At 55.7% G+C, this 21,606-nt stretch carries 20 protein-coding genes and 4 pseudogenes; 13 read left to right on the top strand and 11 right to left on the bottom strand.

The features are described 5' to 3' along the window. The first annotated feature begins 99 nt into the window (after positions 1 to 99). The 7 genes and pseudogenes from H6G62_RS10230 to H6G62_RS10205 form a co-directional block, all read left to right on the top strand. Positions 100 to 321 carry a DUF2442 domain-containing protein gene (locus H6G62_RS10230; protein ID WP_190494719.1) on the top strand — a complete coding sequence of 74 codons (222 nt, stop codon included), beginning with the start codon at positions 100 to 102 and terminating at the stop codon, positions 319 to 321. A 225-nt stretch (positions 322 to 546) separates the two neighbouring features. Continuing rightward, positions 547 to 762 carry a hypothetical protein gene (locus H6G62_RS10225; RefSeq protein ID WP_190494702.1) on the top strand — a complete coding sequence of 72 codons (216 nt, stop codon included), beginning with the start codon at positions 547 to 549 and terminating at the stop codon, positions 760 to 762. Positions 763 to 1,487: 725 nt separating this feature from the next. Further along, positions 1,488 to 2,717 carry a hypothetical protein gene (locus H6G62_RS10220; protein ID WP_190494699.1) on the top strand — a complete coding sequence of 410 codons (1,230 nt, stop codon included), beginning with the start codon at positions 1,488 to 1,490 and terminating at the stop codon, positions 2,715 to 2,717. Positions 2,718 to 2,826: 109 nt separating this feature from the next. Further along, positions 2,827 to 3,007 (top strand): annotated as a pseudogene (locus tag H6G62_RS27805) (ISKra4 family transposase); the annotation flags it as partial. 356 nt (positions 3,008 to 3,363) lie between these two features. Beyond that, complete coding sequence (locus tag H6G62_RS10215; protein ID WP_190494698.1) at positions 3,364 to 3,546, top strand: hypothetical protein; 183 nt, start codon at positions 3,364 to 3,366, stop codon at positions 3,544 to 3,546. A 140-nt stretch (positions 3,547 to 3,686) separates the two neighbouring features. Next, on the top strand, positions 3,687 to 4,022 hold the full coding sequence (locus H6G62_RS10210; RefSeq protein WP_190494696.1) for a nucleotidyltransferase domain-containing protein: 336 nt from the start codon (positions 3,687 to 3,689) through the stop codon (positions 4,020 to 4,022). Positions 4,023 to 4,075: 53 nt separating this feature from the next. Next, positions 4,076 to 5,146 (top strand): annotated as a pseudogene (locus H6G62_RS10205) (GTP-binding protein); the annotation flags it as partial. 99 nt (positions 5,147 to 5,245) lie between these two features. Here the strand turns inward: H6G62_RS10205 and H6G62_RS27800 are convergent. The 3 genes and pseudogenes from H6G62_RS27800 to H6G62_RS10195 form a co-directional block, all read right to left on the bottom strand. Further along, a pseudogene (locus H6G62_RS27800) lies at positions 5,246 to 5,350 on the bottom strand (IS5/IS1182 family transposase); the annotation flags it as partial. Positions 5,351 to 5,482: 132 nt separating this feature from the next. Continuing rightward, positions 5,483 to 5,977, bottom strand: coding sequence for an RICIN domain-containing protein (locus H6G62_RS10200; RefSeq protein ID WP_190494694.1), 495 nt, complete (start codon positions 5,975 to 5,977; stop codon positions 5,483 to 5,485). Between the two features lie 49 nt (positions 5,978 to 6,026). After that, positions 6,027 to 6,539: pseudogene (locus H6G62_RS10195) on the bottom strand (transposase); the annotation flags it as partial. A 63-nt stretch (positions 6,540 to 6,602) separates the two neighbouring features. Between H6G62_RS10195 and H6G62_RS28565 the strand changes: the two are divergent. Continuing rightward, on the top strand, positions 6,603 to 7,340 hold the full coding sequence (locus tag H6G62_RS28565) for a DUF4926 domain-containing protein (RefSeq protein ID WP_347239329.1): 738 nt from the start codon (positions 6,603 to 6,605) through the stop codon (positions 7,338 to 7,340). Between the two features lie 213 nt (positions 7,341 to 7,553). Beyond that, complete coding sequence (locus H6G62_RS10185) at positions 7,554 to 8,558, top strand: protochlorophyllide reductase (RefSeq protein ID WP_190494687.1); 1,005 nt, start codon at positions 7,554 to 7,556, stop codon at positions 8,556 to 8,558. Between the two features lie 299 nt (positions 8,559 to 8,857). On the opposite strand, the gene H6G62_RS10180 is transcribed toward H6G62_RS10185, so the two are convergent. Then, complete coding sequence (locus H6G62_RS10180; protein ID WP_190494685.1) at positions 8,858 to 9,238, bottom strand: YkgJ family cysteine cluster protein; 381 nt, start codon at positions 9,236 to 9,238, stop codon at positions 8,858 to 8,860. A gap of 202 nt (positions 9,239 to 9,440) precedes the next feature. Between H6G62_RS10180 and H6G62_RS10175 the strand changes: the two genes are divergently transcribed. After that, entirely contained in the window at positions 9,441 to 9,560 is a 120-nt protein-coding gene (locus H6G62_RS10175) for a photosystem II reaction center protein Ycf12 (RefSeq protein ID WP_190494683.1), read from the top strand. 113 nt (positions 9,561 to 9,673) lie between these two features. On the opposite strand, the gene map is transcribed toward H6G62_RS10175, so the two are convergent. The 6 genes from map to H6G62_RS10145 all read right to left on the bottom strand — a co-directional run bounded on the left by map (position 9,674) and on the right by H6G62_RS10145 (position 17,234). Further along, complete coding sequence (gene map, locus H6G62_RS10170; protein WP_347239328.1) at positions 9,674 to 10,480, bottom strand: type I methionyl aminopeptidase; 807 nt, start codon at positions 10,478 to 10,480, stop codon at positions 9,674 to 9,676. A 146-nt stretch (positions 10,481 to 10,626) separates the two neighbouring features. Next, a complete protein-coding gene (gene purF, locus H6G62_RS10165) occupies positions 10,627 to 12,147 on the bottom strand; it encodes an amidophosphoribosyltransferase (protein WP_190494717.1) in 1,521 nt (506 codons plus the stop codon). 450 nt (positions 12,148 to 12,597) lie between these two features. After that, positions 12,598 to 14,070 carry a sugar transferase gene (locus tag H6G62_RS10160; RefSeq protein WP_190494679.1) on the bottom strand — a complete coding sequence of 491 codons (1,473 nt, stop codon included), beginning with the start codon at positions 14,068 to 14,070 and terminating at the stop codon, positions 12,598 to 12,600. A 293-nt stretch (positions 14,071 to 14,363) separates the two neighbouring features. Next, positions 14,364 to 15,569 carry a ferrochelatase gene (locus H6G62_RS10155; protein ID WP_190494677.1) on the bottom strand — a complete coding sequence of 402 codons (1,206 nt, stop codon included), beginning with the start codon at positions 15,567 to 15,569 and terminating at the stop codon, positions 14,364 to 14,366. Positions 15,570 to 15,695: 126 nt separating this feature from the next. Next, complete coding sequence (gene alr / locus H6G62_RS10150; protein WP_190494675.1) at positions 15,696 to 16,910, bottom strand: alanine racemase; 1,215 nt, start codon at positions 16,908 to 16,910, stop codon at positions 15,696 to 15,698. 3 nt (positions 16,911 to 16,913) lie between these two features. Further along, a complete protein-coding gene (locus tag H6G62_RS10145; protein WP_190494673.1) occupies positions 16,914 to 17,234 on the bottom strand; it encodes a hypothetical protein in 321 nt (106 codons plus the stop codon). Positions 17,235 to 17,613: 379 nt separating this feature from the next. Between H6G62_RS10145 and H6G62_RS10140 the strand changes: the two genes are divergently transcribed. Next, complete coding sequence (locus H6G62_RS10140; RefSeq protein ID WP_190494670.1) at positions 17,614 to 18,690, top strand: D-alanine--D-alanine ligase family protein; 1,077 nt, start codon at positions 17,614 to 17,616, stop codon at positions 18,688 to 18,690. Positions 18,691 to 18,782: 92 nt separating this feature from the next. On the opposite strand, the gene H6G62_RS10135 is transcribed toward H6G62_RS10140, so the two are convergent. Next, positions 18,783 to 19,412 (bottom strand): hypothetical protein, encoded by a 630-nt coding sequence (locus H6G62_RS10135; protein ID WP_190494668.1) that lies wholly within the window; start codon positions 19,410 to 19,412, stop codon positions 18,783 to 18,785. A 177-nt stretch (positions 19,413 to 19,589) separates the two neighbouring features. On the opposite strand from H6G62_RS10135, the gene H6G62_RS10130 reads away from it, so the two are divergent. Together H6G62_RS10130 and H6G62_RS10125 are read left to right on the top strand one after the other, a co-directional pair. After that, the gene (locus H6G62_RS10130) at positions 19,590 to 20,228 is read left to right on the top strand and encodes a restriction endonuclease subunit R (protein ID WP_190494666.1); all 639 of its coding nucleotides are present in this window, start codon (positions 19,590 to 19,592) and stop codon (positions 20,226 to 20,228) included. 267 nt (positions 20,229 to 20,495) lie between these two features. After that, entirely contained in the window at positions 20,496 to 21,557 is a 1,062-nt protein-coding gene (locus H6G62_RS10125; RefSeq protein WP_190494664.1) for a potassium channel protein, read from the top strand. Positions 21,558 to 21,606 lie beyond the last annotated feature (49 nt).

The raw sequence follows: 21,606 nt of genomic DNA, 5'->3' as shown, positions 1-21,606 counted from the left end.
CTCTACTTTTGCCTAAATTCATCGCCGCTAAGCTTAACCCCTTGCCCCCTCAGGTCTCCCAAAGCTTAGTAACTTAGTACCCCTGTCCAGAACTTATGACTGTCCAGTAGACTTAGACTAACGTTTAACAACCAGGCCGTCACAGATGTGGATCTAGCCCACGAACTGTACGGCGAAATCTTTGAACTCCTGAAGGATATTGAATCCTTTAAGCAAGTCTTTCTAAATCCTGAAACCAAAACGATTGAATGGCCCAACGGGGCAGACTTTGCACCAGAGTTTCTGTACGATCTCGGTCAACCCATTGCCCCAACAGCCTAGGAATTACCCAAGCAACCGGGGTTCTGACCTCGCCAACAGCCCCTAAACGCCGCTATAACTGGGGAAACACCTGCCCCCACACACCCATGACCCAAGATGATCTGCTGCAACTCGTTGACCAAGCCGCCGCCGAGGGCTGGACAGAGCTAGACCTTTCTGGCAAAGCTGTCTAGGGCGCTTACAATAGAGCCAGCTTTTTCAGAATATTCGTGGGCCAGACGTGATATGAGTCATTACCTCCTGATCCGCATTGAGGCTTTGCAGCAAGAGTTAGAACATCTACGGCAGATGGTTCTCCAGCAAACCCAGGTGGGGCCGCGCTCCACTCAGCTTCAAGGGCTGTGGCGAGGGGTGGATGTTCAGACGACGATTGTGCAGCCAACGACTCAAGCACCGCTGCTTACTTTGGACTTGCACCCCTCGACAGGGCACATAGGGTAGCCACCGTGTCAGTCTCACCTCCCGGCGTTGGAGCAACGCCATCACCATCCAGAGGCAGGTCGTCAGATGGGCACGATGCACCCACGGCACCGATTGCCCTAGCCAAGCGTTCAAGGCATCGTAGAGGGGGGAGTTGGTAGTCCTATTTCGTACAGGCTAGAGAATAATCAGGCGACCCTAGAGACCTTACGGCAGTAGATTGCTGTTTTTGGCTGTTTTTTCTCTGACCCGTAGATTAATGCACTACCGGGGGAGTTTTTTTCATGGCGTTCACGCTTTTGAGTGGTATCTAGGCTTAGAACGCGGCCTCCCCCTTCTTCCATTCAATCTCCTAAACCACTGCACAGCAAGGCACACAGCCACCGATAAGCAACTTTTGTCAGTCAACCAGTCCATTGCCCTCGTTCGTTTGCCCGATAAATCTCAAGATCGTTGTCTCGATGAGAATTCTTGGTTTATAAGGGCTTCAGGAGTTTTCTGGACCACTAAGATTCCCTCCTTTCAGGAGCCATTGGACGGCGATCCCAAAATTGAATACCCCCTTGGTATCAGCGAACCAGTTGCGTAGGCGTACTCAGTTGAGATAGAATTTCGAGACAGAACTTCCAGCTTGAGAGTGATAGAAAAAGCCAATATATAAGCTTAGCAAGGTCTCCAGAAAAGTTCACGCAGGAAAATATATCTAGAAATGCAGTTCCAGTCGCAGATCAGGAATAAGCTTTAAAATGACCATTTTTTTTACGATTGAGGTAAAAAGCAAATACATTGGTATCTCTGACACCCTATCAAGGCTCTACAAGGCTTATTGCCTGGGTATTTCATTATCTTATTCCTATGTTCATCAGCCATTTTTTTGTCGTAGAAGTCTACCCATCTCGATGTTTGACAGGATAATCAGAAAGATTTCTGGCTTCAATGATGGAAAGTCGTCACGCTTTATCAAAGAGAATGACTTGTTTGTGGCAAATTTTCTGGGTATGGGAGACTCAGAATGCGATTCTGATTTTGATGCCAGGCCAAAGTTTACTGTTGATATAGCAAGGTTATTGGATGATCACTACTTCCAGGATCTTGACCACTTTAAGACCAAGATTGAAGACTCAATACCATCAATCAACTCAATCATCATTAACTTTCTGGTGACTGATGAAATCTACAATGATCAGGTTTCTGGCAATCTAGAAAGATTATTAGGATCAACCAGGTTGGAGGACTGTCATGCTAGTGTAGTAGGCAGCTCTTTCAAGGAATTTGCCGCGACAAGATATTGGAAAGCAAGGAGTAGACAACCCATATCTCTTTCTTTTGACTCCAATAAAATCAGATTATTAATACATATTCGTAGAGGTGATCGGGCTTGGATTGAATTAAAAGATAAGATATTGTTAATGCACGGAAACGAATTCTTGGTGATCGATCAAAATGTTAACTCTTTACAAAACTCTGATACGCAAAGTCTCTCAATCGCATCTATTCCTGTAAGATTTAGGAAGCCCGTATCCATAGAAGTAATAGCACAAGTTTTTGAACAACTCTCTCTTGATCACGGAAGAGCCATGTTCTCTATAATTGTAATTTCTGATGGATATAAGAGGGCATATCAAGAATTAAGTCATGCAATCAGATCGAATAGAATTCAGGTCTCACAATCTGACAGAAAACAGATCGATGTTTTTTTTAGACAACAACAGAAAGAGATTGTAGAGTTTGCGAAACATATAAACGCCGAACTTATTTTAGGAGAAGATTCCAAGATGAAATTCATGAAATCAGTTCATGCTGTCATATGTGCTGATTTTATTGTCAATACAACGGGTGGCTTTACTAAGCTAAACCGAGTATTTAGGAATCAAGATCCTCCTTCCCTATTTCTTAGTACTAGTGATTTGACTCCACAAAAGCTGGGCGTATTTTTAGCTGAAGCAAGACGCTTTAGAAAACCGGATGAAATTTAAATGTTGCAGTCCGGTAACTGGTTCCGTCGCTGGCAACACTTGCTCCGCCATGGTCAGGCCCACTGCGTCCGGCAGGCATTGACTCGGTTGATCCGACTGGGTCTTCGCTACCCTGCTCCAGGTGCAGACCTACTTCTAGCTCCACCACCACACTCGCTATCAAACCTTCGACTGCCTGGGACTGCCCTTTGAGTTCGGGCATAGTGGAAATTTCCTGTAAATAGCTAATGCAGCAGTGCTTCAAGGGCGTCGGCATGCGCTCGAGTGATGATGGCTTTAACCATCTCCTCATCTCACCCTCCGACCCGCCTGGGGGCCAATGATCGCTTTGATAACCTCTTCCACTCGGTTCCAAAGGCACCCTCTGGCCCCTCCCCCAACCGCTAGATACGCCCGGTCAACCCATTGCCCAAACAGCCTAGGAATTACCCAAGCAACCGGGGTTCTGACCTCGCCAATGGCCCCCAAACGCCGCTATAACTGAAAAAACACCCGCCCCCCACGCCCATGACCCAAGATGAGCTGCTGCAACTGATTGACCAAGCCGCCGCCGAGGGCTGGACAGAGCTAGACCTTGCTGGCAAAGCTATCTAGGGCACTTACAATAGAGCCAGCTTTTTCAGAATATTCGTGGGCCAGACGTGATATGAGTCATTACCTCCTGATCCGCATTGAGGCTTTGCAGCAAGAGTTAGAACATCTACGGCAGACGGTTCTCCAGCAAACCCAGGTGGGGCCGCGCTCCACTCAGCTTCAAGGGCTGTGGCGAGGGGTGGATGTTTCAGAGGATGACTTTGCAGCGGCACGGCGAGAAATCAACCCTAATTAGCCGCGACACCATGCTGCGAGACTCGGAAATCATCAAGGTTCTCTGGTAGGACTCGCTTCCCTAAGAAACCGGGGTTCTGACCTCGCCAACAGCCCCCAAACGCCGCTATAACTGGGAAAATACCCGCCACCCCCACGCCCATGACCCAAGATGAGCTGCTGCAACTGATTGACCAGCCTGTAAGCCCTATTGACAAAGATGCTGTCATGGCTCAGATTCAGGCGCTTAAGCCGAAGCTTGTGGAGAACTATGGCCTCCAGAAAATCGGTATTTTTGGATCGGTTGCTAGAGAAGAAGCCACGATTAGCAGTGATATTGATGTTGTGGTTTTTATGCCGCCTAATATGTTAAATCGGGCTTGCCTAAAAGCAGATTTAGAAGCTGTTTTTGGTAGAAAAGTAGACGTTATCCGCTACCGGCAGGGTATGAACCCCTATCTCAAAGCTCGTATTGATCAAGAGGCTATCTATGCGTGATCGGCCCTTGCTCTTAGAATTATTCCTTTAATCTTCACCCTATAGCTACGCCCATGACCCAAGATGAGCTGCTGAAACTGATTGACCAAGCCGCCGCCGAGGGCTGGACGGAGCTAGACCTTTCGGGCCAAGGGTTGACAGAACTGCCCCCCAAAATTGGCAAGCTTACCCAGCTAGAAACCCTAATTCTGGGAAAATGGGATTTTAAGGATGGATACCAATATTTTGGGAATAAGCTAACGAGCTTGCCTGATGAAATTGGGCAGCTTCGCGCATTAAAAGTACTCATGGTTGCGGGTGACTTATTGCTGCAACGTAGAAAAGAGGGGAACCAAATCACGGCGATTCCCGACAGCCTCGCCCAGCTTTCAAGCCTCCAACAGCTTGACCTCCGCGCAAACCAAATCACGGCGATTCCCGACAGCCTCGCCCAGCTTTCAAGCCTCCAACAGCTTGACCTCCGCGCAAACCAAATCACGGCGATTCCCGACAGCCTCGAAAACTTGACTAATTTAGATACGCTGGACTTAAGGCTCAATTTCTTACCAATTTCGCCAGAAATTATCGCTCCACCGAGGTTGTATAAAAACCGTGAGGCAGTGGAGGAAATTTTTAATTATGTGCGCCAGCTTCGTAGTGGTGAGAAAAAACCTCTCAATGAGGCAAAGATGCTGCTGATAGGTCAGGGTAGTGTCGGCAAAACCTCGCTGATCAATCGCCTCTTAGAGAATCGCTACGACCCCAACGAACCCCAAACCGACGGCATCAACGTGCAAGAATGGGGCGTTCATGTCAACAGCAAAGACGTGCGCCTCAACGTGTGGGACTTTGGTGGCCAAGAAATTTACCACGCCACCCACCAGTTCTTTCTTACCAAACGCAGCCTCTACATTCTCGTCTGCAACTGCCGCACCAGCGAAGAAGAAAACCGCATTGAATATTGGCTCAAACTCATCCAAAGCTTTGGCGGCGAATCGCCCGTGATCATCGTCGGCAACAAAAGCGACGAACAACCCCTAGATATTAACCGCAAAGCCCTGCGGCAAAAATATCCCAACATTTGCGCCATCCTAGAAACCTCCTGCCAAACGGGCCAAGGCATTGAAGAATTGCGGGCCACAATTACCAAAGAAGTGGGCAAACTGCGAGAAGTCTATAACCTGCTGCCCCTTTCCTGGTTCCAGGCTGTGAGATGGTATTTTCAATATTTTTTGAGGTGCCCTCTGGTGTATCTCCGGATCCTGCTTGCCCTCTTTGTTCTTGGTGAGGCTGGGAGCCGTGATCAAGGCGGCATAAACGATCATGCCTTGCAGTATCGTTATCCCCCGAGCACTGAGGGGGGTGTTGACCGTCTCATAGATGAGGTCTTCTACTTCGTAGAAGACCTGCTCAGTCTTGGCTCGCGACCACGATACAATTCTCGTGCAATCCGCCCTGGTTTTTCAGAGGCTTTTTAGACCCTATGTAAACTTGATCTCCTTCTCCCAGTGGCGAATGACTTCTTCATCTATAATTGCCCATCGGTGATGCCACTTACCTTCCCAATGCCACTGGGAGACTCCTTTGAGGGAGCCCACCAAAAACTGATCAGTTAACTTGCACTGCAAAGAACATTCCCCGCCACCCACATGTTTGATTTTCCAGTATTGCTGCGGCAAGCCAGTCCAATGCCACACACTGACTCTTCCCCCACTACCATCTAAAAATAGACCAGATTCCTTATTTTGGATGGTGTAATATTCGGCGAATGGAGCATCTTTAATTACCCACAGCTGTCCTTGTGCGTTTTTGTCCCGGTACCACATATCGACGTTTTTTGTGCCATGAAGATATATGTCGTATTGTTTTACTACTACGAAGCCGCTTTTATCAGTCTCGGTTGGCTGCTCTAATCTAAAGACAACACTGCGACCGCCGCCAAAATTAGCGGTTCTTGGTGGTGCAAACTCTCTCATGCTCGTGATCCTTGTAAGTAAGGTCAGAACAAATTATACACAATGGTCATCAGTATGTAAACAAAGGTTGAAGTACCTGATCAAATTCAGTGACCCGGAGGGCGAGGTCGCAGAAGGTGCGTCGTAGAACGTCACAGCCATGGCGAAATAGGCTTTTGGCCGGGCTCTCATGGGCCTTGAGTGGAATGGGGTGCTGCTGGTGTTGCCAGAGCCCGGTGAGCATCGCCCAACAGAACGCCAACGCCAGCAGGGCTATCAACTTGCTGAGCCGTTCAGCGTAGCGGAAGTGGGTTGATTCGAGGATGAATCCTCGGGTTTTGAGAGCGGAAAACAAGGTCTCGATGCCCCAGCGTAAGCGGTAGTCGGCGAGGGCGGTCTGAGGGGCGTGGTGGGTGGCGAGCATCAAGAGTTCGCCATCGGCCAGACGGGGCGCGACGACGTAGACCCGTCAGCCCCAGACCCACCGTTTGCCGGACAGGATCCGGGTTTCCCCGGCTCTGAGACTGGCAAAGACCCGCTCTCCCGATTGACGAGACTGGCCAGAGCGGGAACTGATCGTTTGGATTGTTCGCCCAGATGAAATATTTCCCCGCCTAGTGAGTTGCTACGTTTTGAGGTGATGCCTGTGGTCAGTGTTTTAACTCAATTTCAACTGCTGGATGTGGTGGCACTCAAAGAGGATCTACCTGATCATCATCTGATGGCTGGGCAGGTAGGCACCTTGGTCGAACAATTGGCCCTCGATGTTTACGAAGTAGACTTTAGCGACGATGACGGCCAAACCTATGCGATGCTGCCGTTGCATACCAGCCAATTGGTCAAACTCCACTATGCCCCCGACATCTTTTCCGCAGAGGATTTAGCACAAGGTTCAACCATGGTTAACACAATTCATCAACACGGCAGCGGCGACAACATTGCTGGAGATAAGGTACTGGGCGACAAGGTGGCGGGCAACAAAATCGGCAATCAAATCAACGGGGGCAACATCGCCAGCGTGGTCAACGAGGTCAAGGATCAGGCCCAGGTGGTGGCGGCAGGGGTGAACCAAACCAGCGGCGTTTCTACCGCAGAATTGTTGACCATCATTGCTAGCTTGCGCCAACTTGCGGCTCAGTTTCCCCCAGCGGTGCAAGAGGATTTAATCATCGACATTGATGATGTGGAAGCTGAAATCCAGAAGCCCGAAGACCAGCGCAGTTTGCCCAAACTCAAAAAGCGGCTGACGGCTTTGGCTACAGCGGCCACTCTCGCTTTAGGTGGGGTAGCGGGTGGGGTGGCGGCCACCAACGACTTTGTGGATAACGTGGTTGATCTGAGCGGCAAGTTGGGAATCGAACTGCCTTTGCCGACCCAGCCTTAGTCCCTTGGCTCAGGTAGGGAAGGTGCGAGGAGTGGTCTCGGTGATCAGCCACGTCCAGATCCATAGACTGGGCGGCACGGCAGCCAACGGCCTTCCTCAAGAAAGGTTGTCGGATGTAACGACATTTCAAAAAACGTTAAGAGTTGGCGGTATTGCGTGGAGAATCCTTAAGACTGGAAAACTAGAAGCATTTCAGCCGTCTTTGAAACCGCTATGGAACAGCAAAAAACCGTTATTGTGACTGGAGCCTCGTCTGGGGTGGGGCTGAATGCCGCCAAGGCGTTGGCCGATATGGGTTGGCATGTGGTGATGGCCTGCCGCAACCTGGAGAAGACCCAGGCCGCCGCCAAGGAAATTGGGATGCCCGCCGGAAGCTACAGCATCATTCATTTGGATTTGGCTTCTTTGGCCAGTGTGCGCCAGTTTGTCAGTGATTTTCGGGCCACGGGCCGCACGTTGGAATCCTTGGTGTGCAATGCGGCAGTCTACCTGCCCCTAGAAAAAGATCCGATCTACAGCGAAGATGGCTACGAAGTTAGCGTGGCCACCAACCACCTGGGCCATTTCCTGCTGTGCAACCTGCTGCTGCCGGATCTAAAGTCCTCCCCCGCCGCCGACAAGCGCCTGATCATCCTCGGCACCGTTACCGCCAACCCGAAGGAACTGGGCGGCAAGATTCCCATCCCCGCCCCGCCGGATTTGGGCAACCTGGAGGGCTTCGAGGCGGGCTTCAAGGCTCCCATCTCGATGATCAACGGCAAGAAGTTCAAGTCGGGCAAAGCCTACAAAGATAGCAAGCTCTGCAACGTGCTCACCATGCGCGAACTACACCGCCGCTACCACGACGAAACCGGGATTACCTTCAGTTCTCTCTATCCGGGCTGTGTGGCCGATACGCCCCTGTTCCGCAACCACTTTAAGGCGTTCCAGGTGATTTTCCCCTGGTTCCAAAAGAACATCACGGGCGGCTATGTCACCCAACAACTGGCCGGGGAACGGGTCGCCGCTGTGGTGGCCGATCCCGACCTGAAGGAATCTGGCATGTACTGGAGCTGGGGCAACCGCCAAAAGCCCGGTCGTCGTTCCTTTGCCCAGGAAGTGTCTAACGAAGCCCAGGACGACGCCAAGGCCCGTAAACTGTGGGATCTGAGCGCCAAACTGGTGGGTTTGGATGACGAATCCGCCAAGGGGATTCCCGCTGCGGCTGGGTCGGTTTAGGCCATCACGGGGAACGCCCTCCAGGTAGGGTAAATCCTTCTTGGACGCCCCGATCCCTAACCCCTCTCCTGATGGGCTACTGCTGATACGTCAGCCCGTATTTTGCCTTGCGCCGAGGAGATCCCCCCTAGCCCCCCTTAGCAACGGGGGAACCGGATTCAAAGTCCCCCTTGCTAAGGGGGATTTAGGGGGATCTCCCAGGCGGTGAAGGGAAAAGGCCAGATGGGTATCCGCGCCGATCCTGACGGGAGAGGGGCTTGTTGTGCGCTGGGGTAGCGGTAACGTGGCACCGGGAGACCCTAATCGGCGTCGAGGGGAGGCTCTGGTTCGACCCAGCCGACGGCTTGGTTGAAGCGCTGCATTTCGGGGCTGGTTTCGCCGTAGCGATCTTCGATGTGCTGCTGGCAGCAGTCGATGGCGAAGTCGTTCAGGTCGGTGGGGTCAATGCCAAACATTGCCTCAAAGGTGTGGGGCGTGACCTGACAAAACTCAGGGCGGGTGTCGTAGATCGAGCAGTTGCGGGCTTCGGCGTTGTAGTGAATACACCAGCCATCGTCTCCCACCAGGCTCAAGTATTGCTGAAGCTGGTCGGGGCTGAGATAGTCCTCTAGGTCGGGGCGTTCGCTGGAGTCGAGGAAGCAGCAGGCTCCGCAGTTGGTCACACATTGCCAGGTGGTCATAGTCCGGTTGAGTCCTTGGGTTGAGTCCTTGGGTGGCGTTCTTATCAGCGGGGTGGGGACAGGCGGGACGAGGAGACTGCCCGAACGCGATGGGCCTTAGAATTTTGTTAAGTTATCTAAAATAGACAGGCCGTAAGCGGGTAAAATAAGCCACAAGTAATTTGCTAGCTTTCATTCTAGTTGGTCTGTGTTGGGAGGATCCATGAGCTTTTTGAGTAGCATCAACTTCGAGCTAATTGCCCAGTTAGCGATGTTGGCCATGATTGTTATCGCTGGCCCCACCATCGTCTTTTTGCTGTTCCTGCGTGGCGGCGACCTCTAAGGTTTTGGTCGGTTAAGTCCGTCGGTCGGTTAAGGACGATGGAAAAAGGGGGCGTCCGAGAGGGCACCCCCTTTTTTGTATTTTTTGAATCCTTCGCAGATACCTCACGGCCCCTAGGCGAGGACTTTGGCCGGGGAGAGGGTGAGCACTTCGACTCCGGTTTTGGTGACGGCAACGGTGTGTTCAAACTGGGCGGAGAGTTGGCGATCTACCGTCAGAGCCGTCCAGCCATCCTCCAGGATTTCAGCCTCGTGGGATCCGATATTGATCATCGGTTCGATGGTGAACACCATGCCGGGGCGTAGTTTTTTGCCCTTGCCGCGCACCCCATAGTGGGGCACCTGGGGGGCGGTGTGGAAGATACGGTGGACGCCATGGCCGACAAAATCTCGCACGACGGAAAAGCCCTCGGCTTCGGCATATTCTTGAATGGCGGCTCCAATGTCACCAATGCGGGCACCGGGTTTGACCTCACGGATGCCCCGCCACATGCATTCTTCGGTCACTTCTACGAGTTTGCGAACCCTGGGTGCAACCTCACCCACCAGGAAGGTACGGGAGGTGTCCCCGTGGTAGCCATCGACGATGGGGGTGACATCGATGTTGATGATGTCGCCATTGCGTAGGATCTGGTTGGCGTTGGGGATGCCGTGGCAAATCACCTCATTAACGCTGGTGCAGATGGACTTGGGGAAGGGCATCACCGTGCCTTCGTAGCCGAGGGGGGCGCTGATGGCTCCTCGCTTTTTCGTCCAGGCTTCGGCTAGGTCGTTGAGTTCCAGGGTGCTGGTGCCCGGTTTTACGTAGGGGGTCAAATAGTCCAAGAGCTGAGCCGCCGTTTGGCAAGCCTTGCGCATTTTCTCCAGTTCGCGGCTAGAGAGTAGGGTGATGACTTCTGAGGAGGTTGTTTGTTCTTCCACGGTCGGTTTTGAGGGGTGAGTAGGGGATAGCGTGACAGGAATCCAGAGTCCCAGCATCGGCTGGGGTACGGGTTCTATGGTAAAGAAAAATCCGTCCTTGCGGGCAAAGTCATGGGGTTAGCCACGCCCTTCGTCCTGCCGTGGGGCTAGGGGGTGACGGGCTGCTTGGCCTCAAACTTTAGTTTGGATCGCTTGAAGGGTTCTGGGATGTCTACGGGATATTTTCCGGTGAAGCAGGCGGAACAGAAACTACTGGGTTCCTGGTAGGTGGCATTGAGCATCCCCTCCCAACTCAGGTAGGCAAGGGAATCCACCTCAATTTGCTTGGCAATGTCCTCGGTGGATTTGGTGGCGGCGATCAGTTGATCTTGGCTGTCGGTGTCGATGCCGTAGAAGCAGGGATGGGTGACGGGGGGCGAAGAAATCCGCATGTGGACTTCTGTGGCTCCGGCATCGCGCAAGGCCCGGACAATTTTACGGCTGGTGGTGCCCCGCACGATGGAGTCGTCCACAATCAAAATTCGCTTGCCCTCTAGCACGTCCCGCAGGGGGTTCAGCTTCATCCGAATGCCCACCTCCCGCATGGACTGGGTGGGCTGGATAAAGGTACGGCCCACGTAGCGGTTTTTGATCAGCCCCTCGGCGTAGGGAATGCCAGACTGTTGGGAGAAGCCAATAGCCGCCGGAACGCCGGAGTCGGGCACCGCCATGATCAAATCCACCTCGGCGGGGGCTTCCTTCGCCAGTTGGTGGCCCAGTCGCCGCCGATAGCTGTAGAGGCTTTCGCCATTGACGATGCTGTCGGGGCGGGAGAAGTAGATCATCTCAAACACACAGAGCTTACGCTGGGTAGCCTCGGCCCAATGCCGCGAGCGAAGGCCCTGATCGGTGATCCACACCAGTTCTCCCGGCAGAATGTCGCGCACGTAGGTGGCCCCAATGATGTCTAGGGCGCAGGTTTCTGAGGCCAGCACATACTGAGCCGGACGGCCCTCGGCGGGGATGTCGCTACCCAGCACGCCCAGCACCAGGGGCCGAATCCCTTGGTGGTCACGGGCTCCCAGAATGCCGTCGGGGGTGGCAATCACCAGGCTAAAAGCCCCCTGACAACGGTTAAAGGCTTTTTCAGCGGCCTCCACCCAGTCCAGCCCGTCATTCACCGCCTCCGCCAGGGCAAAGGCGATCATCTCAGAATCCGTCGTTGTCACCAGGTCGTGGTTGCGCTGAAGCAACTCTTCCCGCAGGTGGTCGGCGTTGACCAAGTTGCCGTTGTGGGCTAGGGCCAAATCCCCTAGGCGGGTGGGCACTATGGCGGGCTGGGCATTGCACACATGGCTAGAACCCGTGGTGGAATAGCGGGTGTGGCCCACGGAAATCTGCCCCGGCAAGTCCTTTAAAACGTGGTCATCAAACACCTGGGACACCAACCCCATGTGCTTGTGGGCGTGGCTGGTGCGGCCATCAAAGGTGGCAATTCCCGCCGATTCTTGCCCTCGATGCTGGAGGGCAAACAACCCAAAGTAGGCCAACCGAGCCACATCCTCCCCAGGGCCATAGAGGCCAAACACACCACAGGCTTCTTCGGGCTTGTCGGGGCGCTCTGGGGAACGTCCCCCATGGCTGGGAGACTCGTCGGAATGGGCCAAGGATTCTGCGGGAAAAGTCATTGCAATGGTGGGGTAATGGGGTCGGCGCGATAGAAAATCGGGGGCAACGGTCACTAGCCTGTCCTAGGGAACAGACCGACCGGGGACATCGGCAGGCAAGCGAATAACAACACAGCGGCTTTGCTGATTAACCGGGGGCAGGCTGGATCAGCGGCTAACAGAACCCGACTCGCCCCTGGGGTAATCAGCCATGGCGCATCGGGTTAAGGGAGGTTTAATGATCTGTCCTGGCCCGATCTTATCAAATCATTGGGGCGGGTCGCCTTCGGTTGATCTGGGGCAGCGATAGACCCTTTGACTAAGATCGCCCCATTCCCAAGGGCAGGGTATCCCTTGGAGTGCAATGAAGGGTTTCTCGGCACTCTAGCCGCCTAGGCAAGAGGCTTAAGCCCCTTGCCTTCATCTGGAGCGTGGCGGTTCTGAGTCGTGACCACACCGTGGGGCTTTGGTTCAATAGGCTCCTTTGCCCAGCAAAACAATGCCGACGGTTTCTGCCAGAATTTCGAGATCGAGATTGATGGACCAGTTATCGATGTAGTGGAGGTCGAGGCGGGCCACGTCGTCGAAGGTGTCGATGTCGGAGCGGCCAGAGATTTGCCATAGCCCCGTCACCCCTGGCAGCACTTGGTGACGAATATTGTGCCAACCGTCGAATTTGGCCACATCCCGCACGGGCAGGGGGCGGGGGCCAACCAGGCTCATCTGGCCGCAGAGGACGTTGAAGAGTTGGGGCAGTTCGTCCAAGCTGGTGCGACGGAGAAGGGAGCCGACCCGCGTCACCCTAGGGTCGTGCTTTACTTTGAACAAAATGCCGTCGGCGGTCTCGTTTTGCTGCTCTAGCTGGGCCTGTCGCTGGGGGGCATCGGCGGCCATGGTGCGAAATTTCCAGACCCGGAACGTTTTGCCATGGAGGCCCACCCGCTCCTGACGGAAAAAGATGGGGCCGGGAGAATCTAGCCGAATCGCCGCCGCCAGGGCCAGAAACACCGGGGCCAGCACTAAAACGCCCAGACCAGCACCCAGGTAGTCCATCCAGCGTTTCACCCGATAATCCCAGCCGCCCACCAGGGGAGCATCCAGGCGCAGGGTGGGCAATCCGGCTACGGTTTCGGGTTGGCCTCGGCGGTAGAGCATATCCCGACTGGTGGGGAGAAGTTGCATGGACACCCCTGCCCGCCGTAGTTTCCAGTACAATTCCGAGGCTAGGTCGGCGGTGGGTACGTTCTCCACCAGCACCAGGGTGGCCTTGGAGGCCAGGATGGCTTGGTAGGTGGCGTTGGAATTGGCCGTAGAAGCCAGGGCTGCGCCAATCACAGGCACCTTGGCCCGCTGATCCAAAATATCCGCCAGCCGCTTCAGCCGTTGGGCCGGGGCAATCAAAAAGACACGGGTGGGGGTGTGGGCCTTTTCGAGGGGGCGCAGAGCCAGCGTCGCCACCACACGGGCGATCATCACCAGCCCCACGCTGCTAATCCAGGCCACGAAAAATAGGGACCGGGGGAGATCCAGCTTGGGGTCGTAGAAATACATCCCCACCAGGGAGGCGAGGTAGACCATGCTCACCAGCTTGCCCGCCTGGAGGTAATTTTTGATGTGTTGGGTGGATCGATATAGCCCTGCATAGCAAAACAGGCCCAGGGTGCAGGCAACCATCACCCAAAACGGACTCGGCAAGCCCAGCCATGTCCACCACACCAACTGGGGTGGAATCGGCGAAAACAACTGGTTTAACGACCGAGCCATATGCCACGACAGGGCCAGGGCCAACCCATCCCCCGCCATCAGCACCAGCCCTCGCTGGCTCGACCAGGTTAACGCATCCCGCAGGTGCAGCCGTCGGGGGGCACGGAGATCCTGGGAACGTTCGCGGCGAAGGTGGGGCCGATGCTTAAACACAGCGGGGGCAGCACGGTGACAATCCATAGAACAAACCCCTAGGGCGCAGGGGCCAGGGCGTAGGCTTCTTCGTTAGTATTCCGCAATCCTGCGGAGAAACGATCAGGTACGCCGCTCTGGTCATGTCTTGTAATACTTGATGGGGGATGCAGGGTACCCTGGCAGCAGTTCTCATTTTGGCAAATTGGCCGTTCGCCCTGAGCCTGTCGAAGGGTGAAAAGGCTTCGACTGTTCGACAGGCTCACAGCTCAGCCTGAGCGGTATTTATTCGCCAGCCTAGTCATACTGAGAATTGCTGGTCCCCTGGTCTAGAGCTTGCGTTAGTGGTGACCGTGGTCGTGATGACCGTGATCATGATGGTGACCGTGATCATGATGGTGACCGTGATCGTGGCCATGGTGATGCCCTTGCACCGCAGCGGCTTGGGCAGCGGCGAGGCTGGGGTTCACCGCCAGGGCTTCGGCTTCCAGCAGGTCGGCGATGGGCTTATCGGCCCAGGCCGCCGCCATGGCCAGAAATTCCGGCTGGTCGTTGACGCAGGGCATTTGCACGTAGGTCACCTCTGGGTGTTGGCGGCGCAGGCCGCTGATAATGTGCTCCACATCCAGCAGGGTTTCGTGGTTTTCGGTGGCAAAGCCGATGGGCATAAACACCAGGGCGGTGGCCCCTAGGTCAATCAGGTTGCGGGCGGCCAGGGTGGCGTTGGGCTGCGTCCATTTAATTAGGGGCGTATCGTGGTTGAGCCAGCCCACGGAAATCAGCGGATATTTTTGAATCAGCTTGTCGCGCACCCGGTCGTAGAGCTTCTGGCTTTCGTCGATTCCTGAGGTGAAGCCCTTGGCCTCGTGGGGGCAACCGTGGTTCATCAGCACAATGCCCGTTTGGGAGGGCAGGTGGGCCACGGCCAGGTCTTTACGGATTTTTTCTTCGACGGTGTGGGCTAGCAGGTCGATGTATTCCGGTGCATCGAAGAAGGAAGGAATGTAGCGCATCCCCTTCACCCAATGGTCGGTGCCGTCGGCCAGTTGGGTGAGGGCGGCGTTCACCTGCTCCACGGCAATACCGCTAGTGAAGATGGAATCCACCACCAGCAGGGGATAGATCAGCAGCTTGTCGTAGCCCTCTTGTTTCACCTGTTCGAGCACCTGTTCCGGCAGGAAGGGCTTACAGAAGTTGAAGGCCTTGAACACCTTCACCCGATCCCCCCAGCGGTCTTTGAGGTGGGTTTCGATGCCTGCCCGCTGGGCTTCAAAAATGGCGTTGTGGGGAGAAATAAAGTTGCCGTGCTGGTGGCTCCATTCGTGCAGGTCGAAGGCGGCTAACAGCTTGGCCAAGGGAGGATAGACCCAGGTGGGCACCGGGGCAAATTTGGCCGTCAGCAAATTCAGGGCTTGCTCGTTGCAGTTGGCGAAGTCGTCGTAGCTTTCCACTTCGCCGTAGCCCATCAGCAGCACCGCCACCCGGTTCTCCCCGGACGCGGCCACGGGGGCATTGGTACTTTGGATGATATCGGGGGTTGCAACCATATTGGCCCTTGGGGGAAATCGTCCCCTTTAGGCTAACATCCCCCCCAAGGGGATAGTGTTAACGGATTATGGAGGTTGGGAGCGACCTGGGGCTGTTGACCTCGGATAATGGCGATTGGCCGTGGGTTATGGCGGCGGGATTTGACCGATGACAGTGGGTTTTACCCCATGGCAGCTAGATTCGGTGGCAATGCGGGGCAGACGATGTTTGAAGCCGCAGAGAATTTCCCAGGAAATCGATTGGGTGAGGTTGGCCCAGTCGTCGGCGGTAATCCGATGGGGGCCGTCTTGGCCCAGCAGCGTTACCACGTCGCCCTCTTGCAAATCGGCAATGTGGGTCACATCGACCATCAGTTGATCCATGGTGATGGTGCCGATCTGGGGCGCAAGCTGACCCTTAATCATGACGTTCATTCGGTTAGACAAAATGCGGGGCACCCCATCGGCATAGCCAATCCCTACCACGGCCATGCGTAGGGGGCGGTCGGTGACGTAGGCATGGCCGTAGCTTACCCCGGTTCCGGCGGGGAGGTCTTTTAGCAGGGTGATCCGGGCTTTGACCTGCATGACAGGCTTGAGAGCCAGCACCCCTTGCAGGTGGGGTGCGGGATACAGCCCATAGATCCCCAGACCCACGCGCACCATATCGTAGTGCAGGGCCGGATCGGCTAGGGTGGCGGCGGTGTTGGCCAGGTGCAGCCGGGGGGGGAGTAAATTTTGGGTCTGGAGTTGGGCTACCGCCGCCTGGAAGCGCTGCTGCTGCTGGATCATGGTGGTGGGATCGGGGCTGTCGGCGGTGGCCAAGTGGGAATAGAGCCCGCCAATGGTGAGGTGGGGCAAGGGGGACACACATTGCACAAAGTCCACGACCTCAGCCGCAGGAAAGCCCAGCCGAGACATCCCCGTGTCTAGCTTCAGGTGAACCTCCAGGGGATGGGCCAGATGCAGGGGTGCTAGGGTTTCAGAAAACACCAGGGCTTGCTTTGGCGTGACCAAGGTGGGCCGCAACTGCCAGCGGGCCATGGCCCGCATTTCCTCGGGACTGTTCACCGCCCCCATCACCAAAATCGGAGCCTGAACCCCAGCGGTGCGCAGTTCAATGCCCTCCGGCACCGTGGCCACCCCCAGCCAGCTTGCCCCAGCCTCCAATGCAGCTTGGGCAATCATCACCGCCCCGTGACCATAGGCATCGGCTTTGACCACAGCCATTAGTTGAGTGGGGTCGCCTAGGTGCCGCCTAAACTGCTGCACATTGTGGTGCAGGGCGTCTAGGTCAACCTCCACCCAAGCCCGACAGCAGCGCATTGGCCCTAAGCTTGGTGTTTGATCCCAACTCAGCATGGCTTATTTCTCCATCACCACGGGCATTGTTCCAGCAAGTCCTACCTCGATTCCACGGGTTAGCGACCCATCATAGCGCCTATGGCTCGCAGGGGCACTCACCAGGTCTTGGCCATCGCCCTCCACAGGATTGGCCAGGGTCTTCTCGCTCACCAAAATCCCACTCCAGTGATGCCGCAGGCGATTGGCATTGCCAAACTCGCAGCCCACCCCCAACGCACTCGCGAATTCTCGAACAATCCTGAACCAACCGTCCCTCGGCAGTCCCAGACCCCTATTCACCCGACAGCCCCCCTCATCGCTGTCGTACACTCGCCGGGTCAACCCTACCGTCCCCACAGGAATTTGATAGCGCCGGGTTCGTTTCGAGCGCCCTTCCCCAGACTCACTCTCGCAGGTCTCGATCTGCTACTGTAATTGTCCTTCCAGGATCGTTCTACCCAGTTCCTGCCACGCTTGCGTGAACGCTTCGATATCGCCTTCGGCACTCGGTTCCCCCTCCCCAACGGTCGGGAGTGCGTTGAGATGTTCGCGGTAGGCTCTGGTGACATGCGACGTAGTCCCTCGACGGTCTTTTTTGGCTGACACTACGCTTTTTCTCATCCCCGCGCTTTTTTCATTCACCCGGATAGCGGGGGCTATCGCAGACGCAGGGGCAGGGTGTGATACCCTATCCGCTAATCAGCATGAGGAGGGCGACGGAATGACCGCAATTACGGTGGGTCTGGTGTTTGGCGGCTGCTCTGGGGAGCATGAGGTCTCGATTCGGTCAGCCCAGGCCATTGCACGGGGGCTGGGCAGCGGAGCCAATGGCGAGAAATACCAGATCCTGCCCGTCTACATCCGCAAGGATGGCGTATGGCTGGCGGGGGCAGAGGCCGCTGAGGTGTTGGCCTCTGGGCTACCCCTGACTGACCTCCCGGAACCTGACATGATTCCCCCCCTGCAACGGTTGCCCCAGTTTAGCTCGGCAGATGAGATCGACCTGTGGTTTCCGGTGCTCCATGGCCCCAACGGCGAAGATGGCACGGTACAAGGCTTGTTCACCCTCATGCAGCGGCCCTGGGTGGGGTCTGGGGTGCTGGGTTCGGCCCTGGGGATGGACAAAGTGGCGATGAAAAATGCCTTCGCCCAGGCGGGTCTGCCCCAGGTGAAGTATCTGGCCGTAAACCGCAGCGAAGTATGGTCGAATCCCTGCGTCTTCCCCAAGCTGTGCGACCGCATTGAGGCGGAACTGGGCTATCCCTGCTTTGTCAAACCCGCCAACCTGGGGTCTTCCGTGGGCATTGCCAGGGCCACCAACCGCCGCGAACTGGAAGCCGCCCTGGACAGTGCCGCCAGCTACGACCGACGGCTGATTGTAGAAGCCGGAGTTGTCGCCCGTGAGGTGGAATGTGCCGTGCTGGGCAACGACAACCCACGGGCCTCGGTGCTGGGGGAAATTGCCTTCCAAAGCGACTTCTACGACTACGAAACCAAATACACCAGCGGCCAAGCCGATCTCACCATCCCCGCCGCCTTGCCCGAAGCCGTTAGCCGCCAGATTCAGGACATGGCCGTAGCGGCCTTCCAGGCGGTGGATGCAGCGGGCCTTTCACGGGTGGACTTTTTCTATGTCGAGGCCACCGGGGAAATCCTGATCAACGAAATCAACACCCTGCCCGGTTTCACCGCCACCAGCATGTACCCCATGCTCTGGGAGGCCAGCGGCGTTCCCTTCCCGGAACTGGTGGATACCCTAGTGCAATTGGCACTCGAACGCCATAGCCCCACCCCCTAAGCCACTCCCCAAAATCACCGCTACCGTAGGGGCGAGGGAACCTCGCCCCATCCTGTCCTGCCCCGCAGACTCGACCGTTGAACACCGCCCGTCTAACGAATCGCCCCTAGGGTATTTTTCCAGCTCAGTTCCTTACCCAGCACCCGCAGCGCCTTTTGTTCGTCCCCGCTAAACAGGTCGCTGGCCACCAAATCCGCCAACACCTGCTGGGCGAGTTGGGCGGCGAATAGTCCCCCCGACCGCAGCAAATGGCTGTAGTAACTAAATTGCGATTGTCCAGTTTCGCTACGATGGAACTGATAAATTTCTGCCTCGGTCATTTTGTAAACGGCGGTATTGGCAGGCACCACCACGCGGGGAATGCCGTGGAAACCGTAGCGGCCCTGATCGCCCTCGGCAAAGCTACCCACCAGCACTGTCCCCAACAGCGTCCGGGTTTCCTGCACCAGGTCGGGGGTAAACAGGGGATCGGGTTCGCTAGAAAGGCGGGGGCCATTGTTGAGAAACAGCGGGTTAAACAACTGGGAGTTGTACACCAAGCCCACGGCCCAGTGGCGGCTGTCGTTGTCGAAGCTGACGAACTGGCCAAAGCCGCCATCCTCTGGGCAGGGCGGGTTCACCACATCCTGGGCATCGTCCACCTGCACCACATAGTCGCAGTGGGAGTTGGACTTGACCACCTTGCCAATCCGACAGCGATTTGTCTGGGAAAAGAGATCCATAGGGCCAATCCAACCATTGCAACGGAGCTGCCGATCATTATCGCCTGAGACTAGATGGCCTGAGACCCATCGCCTGAGACGGAGGCCAATCCCTACCCAGCGCCAACGGATCGCAGACTTATCCTGATCGCAAACGTATACTGAGTCTAATACGGCAGCATTGCGGGACTGAAATCCATGCAGACGGTCGCCATTGAGCAACTCACTCTATTTGATCTAGAGCAACTTGATCTAGAGCAACGCTTTGGCCTGGAAGAGGTGCAGGAAGCCGCTTTTTTTGGGGAATGGCAGCGGCCATGGCCAGCCCTCAGCGGCGATGAACGGGCTAGGCTGGATCGGGTGAAAGCGGCCTATGCCAACCTGGAGCGGCGATCCCTCCTGGAAAACACCGTCAAGCTGGCGATTGTGGCCCCGCTGCTCGATTTGGCAGGGCTGTTTTTGCCGCCGTTCTATGTCACTACAGAAAAAACGGTGGAAATTGTCGCCCAAGAGGCGGAGGTGATCCTGCGAGGGCGGCTGGATGTGCTGGTGCTGCTGGAACAGCTCTGGGTGTTGGTGATTGAAGCCAAGCGGGCGGAGTTTTCCCTCAAGGTGGGCATTCCCCAGGTGTTGGGCTACATGTTGACGGTTCCCGATCCCCATCGGCCCCTTTACGGCCTGGTGACCAACGGCGGCAGCTTTATCTTTATCAAGCTCCAATGGCAAGGGGTACCCCGCTTTGCCCGCTCGCGGGAATTTATCCTTGACCAAGATGACGGGTTGGCCCAAACCCTGCAAATTCTCAAGCTTCTCGCCGCCGAGGTGGCCCAAAGCTAGGGCCATTTCCCTTCAAGCCAGGTCGTTCCCAAGGATGCAAGCCGGGATACCATCGCAACGACCGCATTCGCCTATAATCAGGCCGATTAGGTGGGTGCCGCATAGGTTGATGAATCGATGAGTCATGCCAAATCCAAATTGAAAAACCCTGATTCCCGGCCCCAAAAACGGTAGGGGCGAGGTCTCCTCGCCCACTGATAATGCCGGGGGTAAACGAGCCGGATTTAGTATCACTGAGTCAATCCGTCCTAAACGCCTGAGGTCGGAATGCGGACTAGCTCCTTTAAGCGCATTGTGATTGGCATCGTCTTCTTTTCGCTGACGATCCTGTTTGCGGTGTCGGGCTACATGATGGCGGGCTGGGGCTTCCTCGACGCCGTGTATATGGTGGTAATTACCATCTTTGGGGTGGGCTATGGGGAAGTCAAACCCCTGACATCTCCCATCCTCAAGCTGTTTACTATTTTTGTGATTGTAGCCGGAGCCCTATCGGTGGCCTACACCGTCTCCGGCTTCGTGCAACTGATTACCGAAGGGGAAATTCACCGTGCCCTCAACCTCAAACGTATGACCAAGGACATTGAAAACCTCGACCAGCACGTCATCATCTGCGGGTTTGGCCGCATTGGCCAACTGGTGGCCCGCAAGCTCAAGGCCGATCATCAGTCCTTCATTGTGGTGGATAGCGACCCCGCCCGATCCGCCCAGGCCCAGGAGCAAGGCTATCTGATGTACCAGGGCAACGCCACCGACGAAGCGGTGCTAGAGGCCGTGGGCATCCATCGGGCCAAGTCCCTGGCCACGGTGCTACCCAACGATGCCGCCAACGTCTTCATCACCCTCACCGCCCGCGAAATGAACCCCAACCTGATGATCCTGGCCCGGGGCGAACTGCCCTCCACCGAAAAAAAGCTGCGCCTCGCCGGAGCCAACCATGTGGTGTTGCCCGCCAGCATTAGCGCCCTCCGCCTCGCCCACCTGATCACCCATCCCTCCGCTGTAGACTTTTTATCCCAAACCAACGGCCACCAAGGGCTCAACGAATTTTTGGCCGAACTGGATATCCAGCTCAATGAAATTGTCATCGAGGCGAACTCTTCCCTAATCGGCGGCACCATTGGCGACATCGAAGTCAAAGGCCAAGGCACCTTCATCACCGTGGCCCTGCGGCGGGCCGATGGCGAGGTGATCATCCATCCTCCCCGCACCACCTACCTGGCCCAGGGGGATTCGGTGATTTTGATGGGTCACCAGGGCGATATGCCCAGCTTCGTGCAGCAAAACGTCCTCAAGCGGGAAATGCGCTACCGAGGGGCTCGCCTGCGCTAGGTTCGCCCACCCATCCCCTCAGGACGGCTACTGTGTACACATAAGTCTT

It is taken from the genome of Phormidium sp. FACHB-1136 (genome assembly GCF_014697375.1).
GTDB lineage: Bacteria > Cyanobacteriota > Cyanobacteriia > Phormidesmidales > Phormidesmidaceae > Nodosilinea.
The sequence above is the reverse complement of the archived record's forward strand: the minus strand, read 5'-3'. Positions and strand labels throughout refer to the sequence as shown.

What these genes read in the sequence shown, in the direction of transcription:
- H6G62_RS10175 (WP_190494683.1), top strand. Translation starts at nt 9,441, where the DNA reads ATGAGCTTTTTGAGTAGCATCAACTTCGAGCTAATTGCCCAGTTAGCG.
- H6G62_RS10200 (WP_190494694.1), bottom strand. Translation starts at nt 5,977, where the DNA reads ATGAGAGAGTTTGCACCACCAAGAACCGCTAATTTTGGCGGCGGTCGC.
- H6G62_RS10215 (WP_190494698.1), top strand. Translation starts at nt 3,364, where the DNA reads ATGAGTCATTACCTCCTGATCCGCATTGAGGCTTTGCAGCAAGAGTTA.
- H6G62_RS10180 (WP_190494685.1), bottom strand. Translation starts at nt 9,238, where the DNA reads ATGACCACCTGGCAATGTGTGACCAACTGCGGAGCCTGCTGCTTCCTC.
- H6G62_RS10220 (WP_190494699.1), top strand. Translation starts at nt 1,488, where the DNA reads ATGACCATTTTTTTTACGATTGAGGTAAAAAGCAAATACATTGGTATC.
- H6G62_RS10225 (WP_190494702.1), top strand. Translation starts at nt 547, where the DNA reads ATGAGTCATTACCTCCTGATCCGCATTGAGGCTTTGCAGCAAGAGTTA.
- H6G62_RS10125 (WP_190494664.1), top strand. Translation starts at nt 20,496, where the DNA reads ATGCGGACTAGCTCCTTTAAGCGCATTGTGATTGGCATCGTCTTCTTT.
- H6G62_RS10155 (WP_190494677.1), bottom strand. Translation starts at nt 15,569, where the DNA reads ATGGTTGCAACCCCCGATATCATCCAAAGTACCAATGCCCCCGTGGCC.
- H6G62_RS10130 (WP_190494666.1), top strand. Translation starts at nt 19,590, where the DNA reads ATGCAGACGGTCGCCATTGAGCAACTCACTCTATTTGATCTAGAGCAA.
- H6G62_RS10210 (WP_190494696.1), top strand. Translation starts at nt 3,687, where the DNA reads ATGACCCAAGATGAGCTGCTGCAACTGATTGACCAGCCTGTAAGCCCT.
- H6G62_RS10160 (WP_190494679.1), bottom strand. Translation starts at nt 14,070, where the DNA reads ATGGATTGTCACCGTGCTGCCCCCGCTGTGTTTAAGCATCGGCCCCAC.
- H6G62_RS10135 (WP_190494668.1), bottom strand. Translation starts at nt 19,412, where the DNA reads ATGGATCTCTTTTCCCAGACAAATCGCTGTCGGATTGGCAAGGTGGTC.
- H6G62_RS10140 (WP_190494670.1), top strand. Translation starts at nt 17,614, where the DNA reads ATGACCGCAATTACGGTGGGTCTGGTGTTTGGCGGCTGCTCTGGGGAG.
- purF (WP_190494717.1), bottom strand. Translation starts at nt 12,147, where the DNA reads ATGACTTTTCCCGCAGAATCCTTGGCCCATTCCGACGAGTCTCCCAGC.
- alr (WP_190494675.1), bottom strand. Translation starts at nt 16,910, where the DNA reads ATGCTGAGTTGGGATCAAACACCAAGCTTAGGGCCAATGCGCTGCTGT.
- H6G62_RS10185 (WP_190494687.1), top strand. Translation starts at nt 7,554, where the DNA reads ATGGAACAGCAAAAAACCGTTATTGTGACTGGAGCCTCGTCTGGGGTG.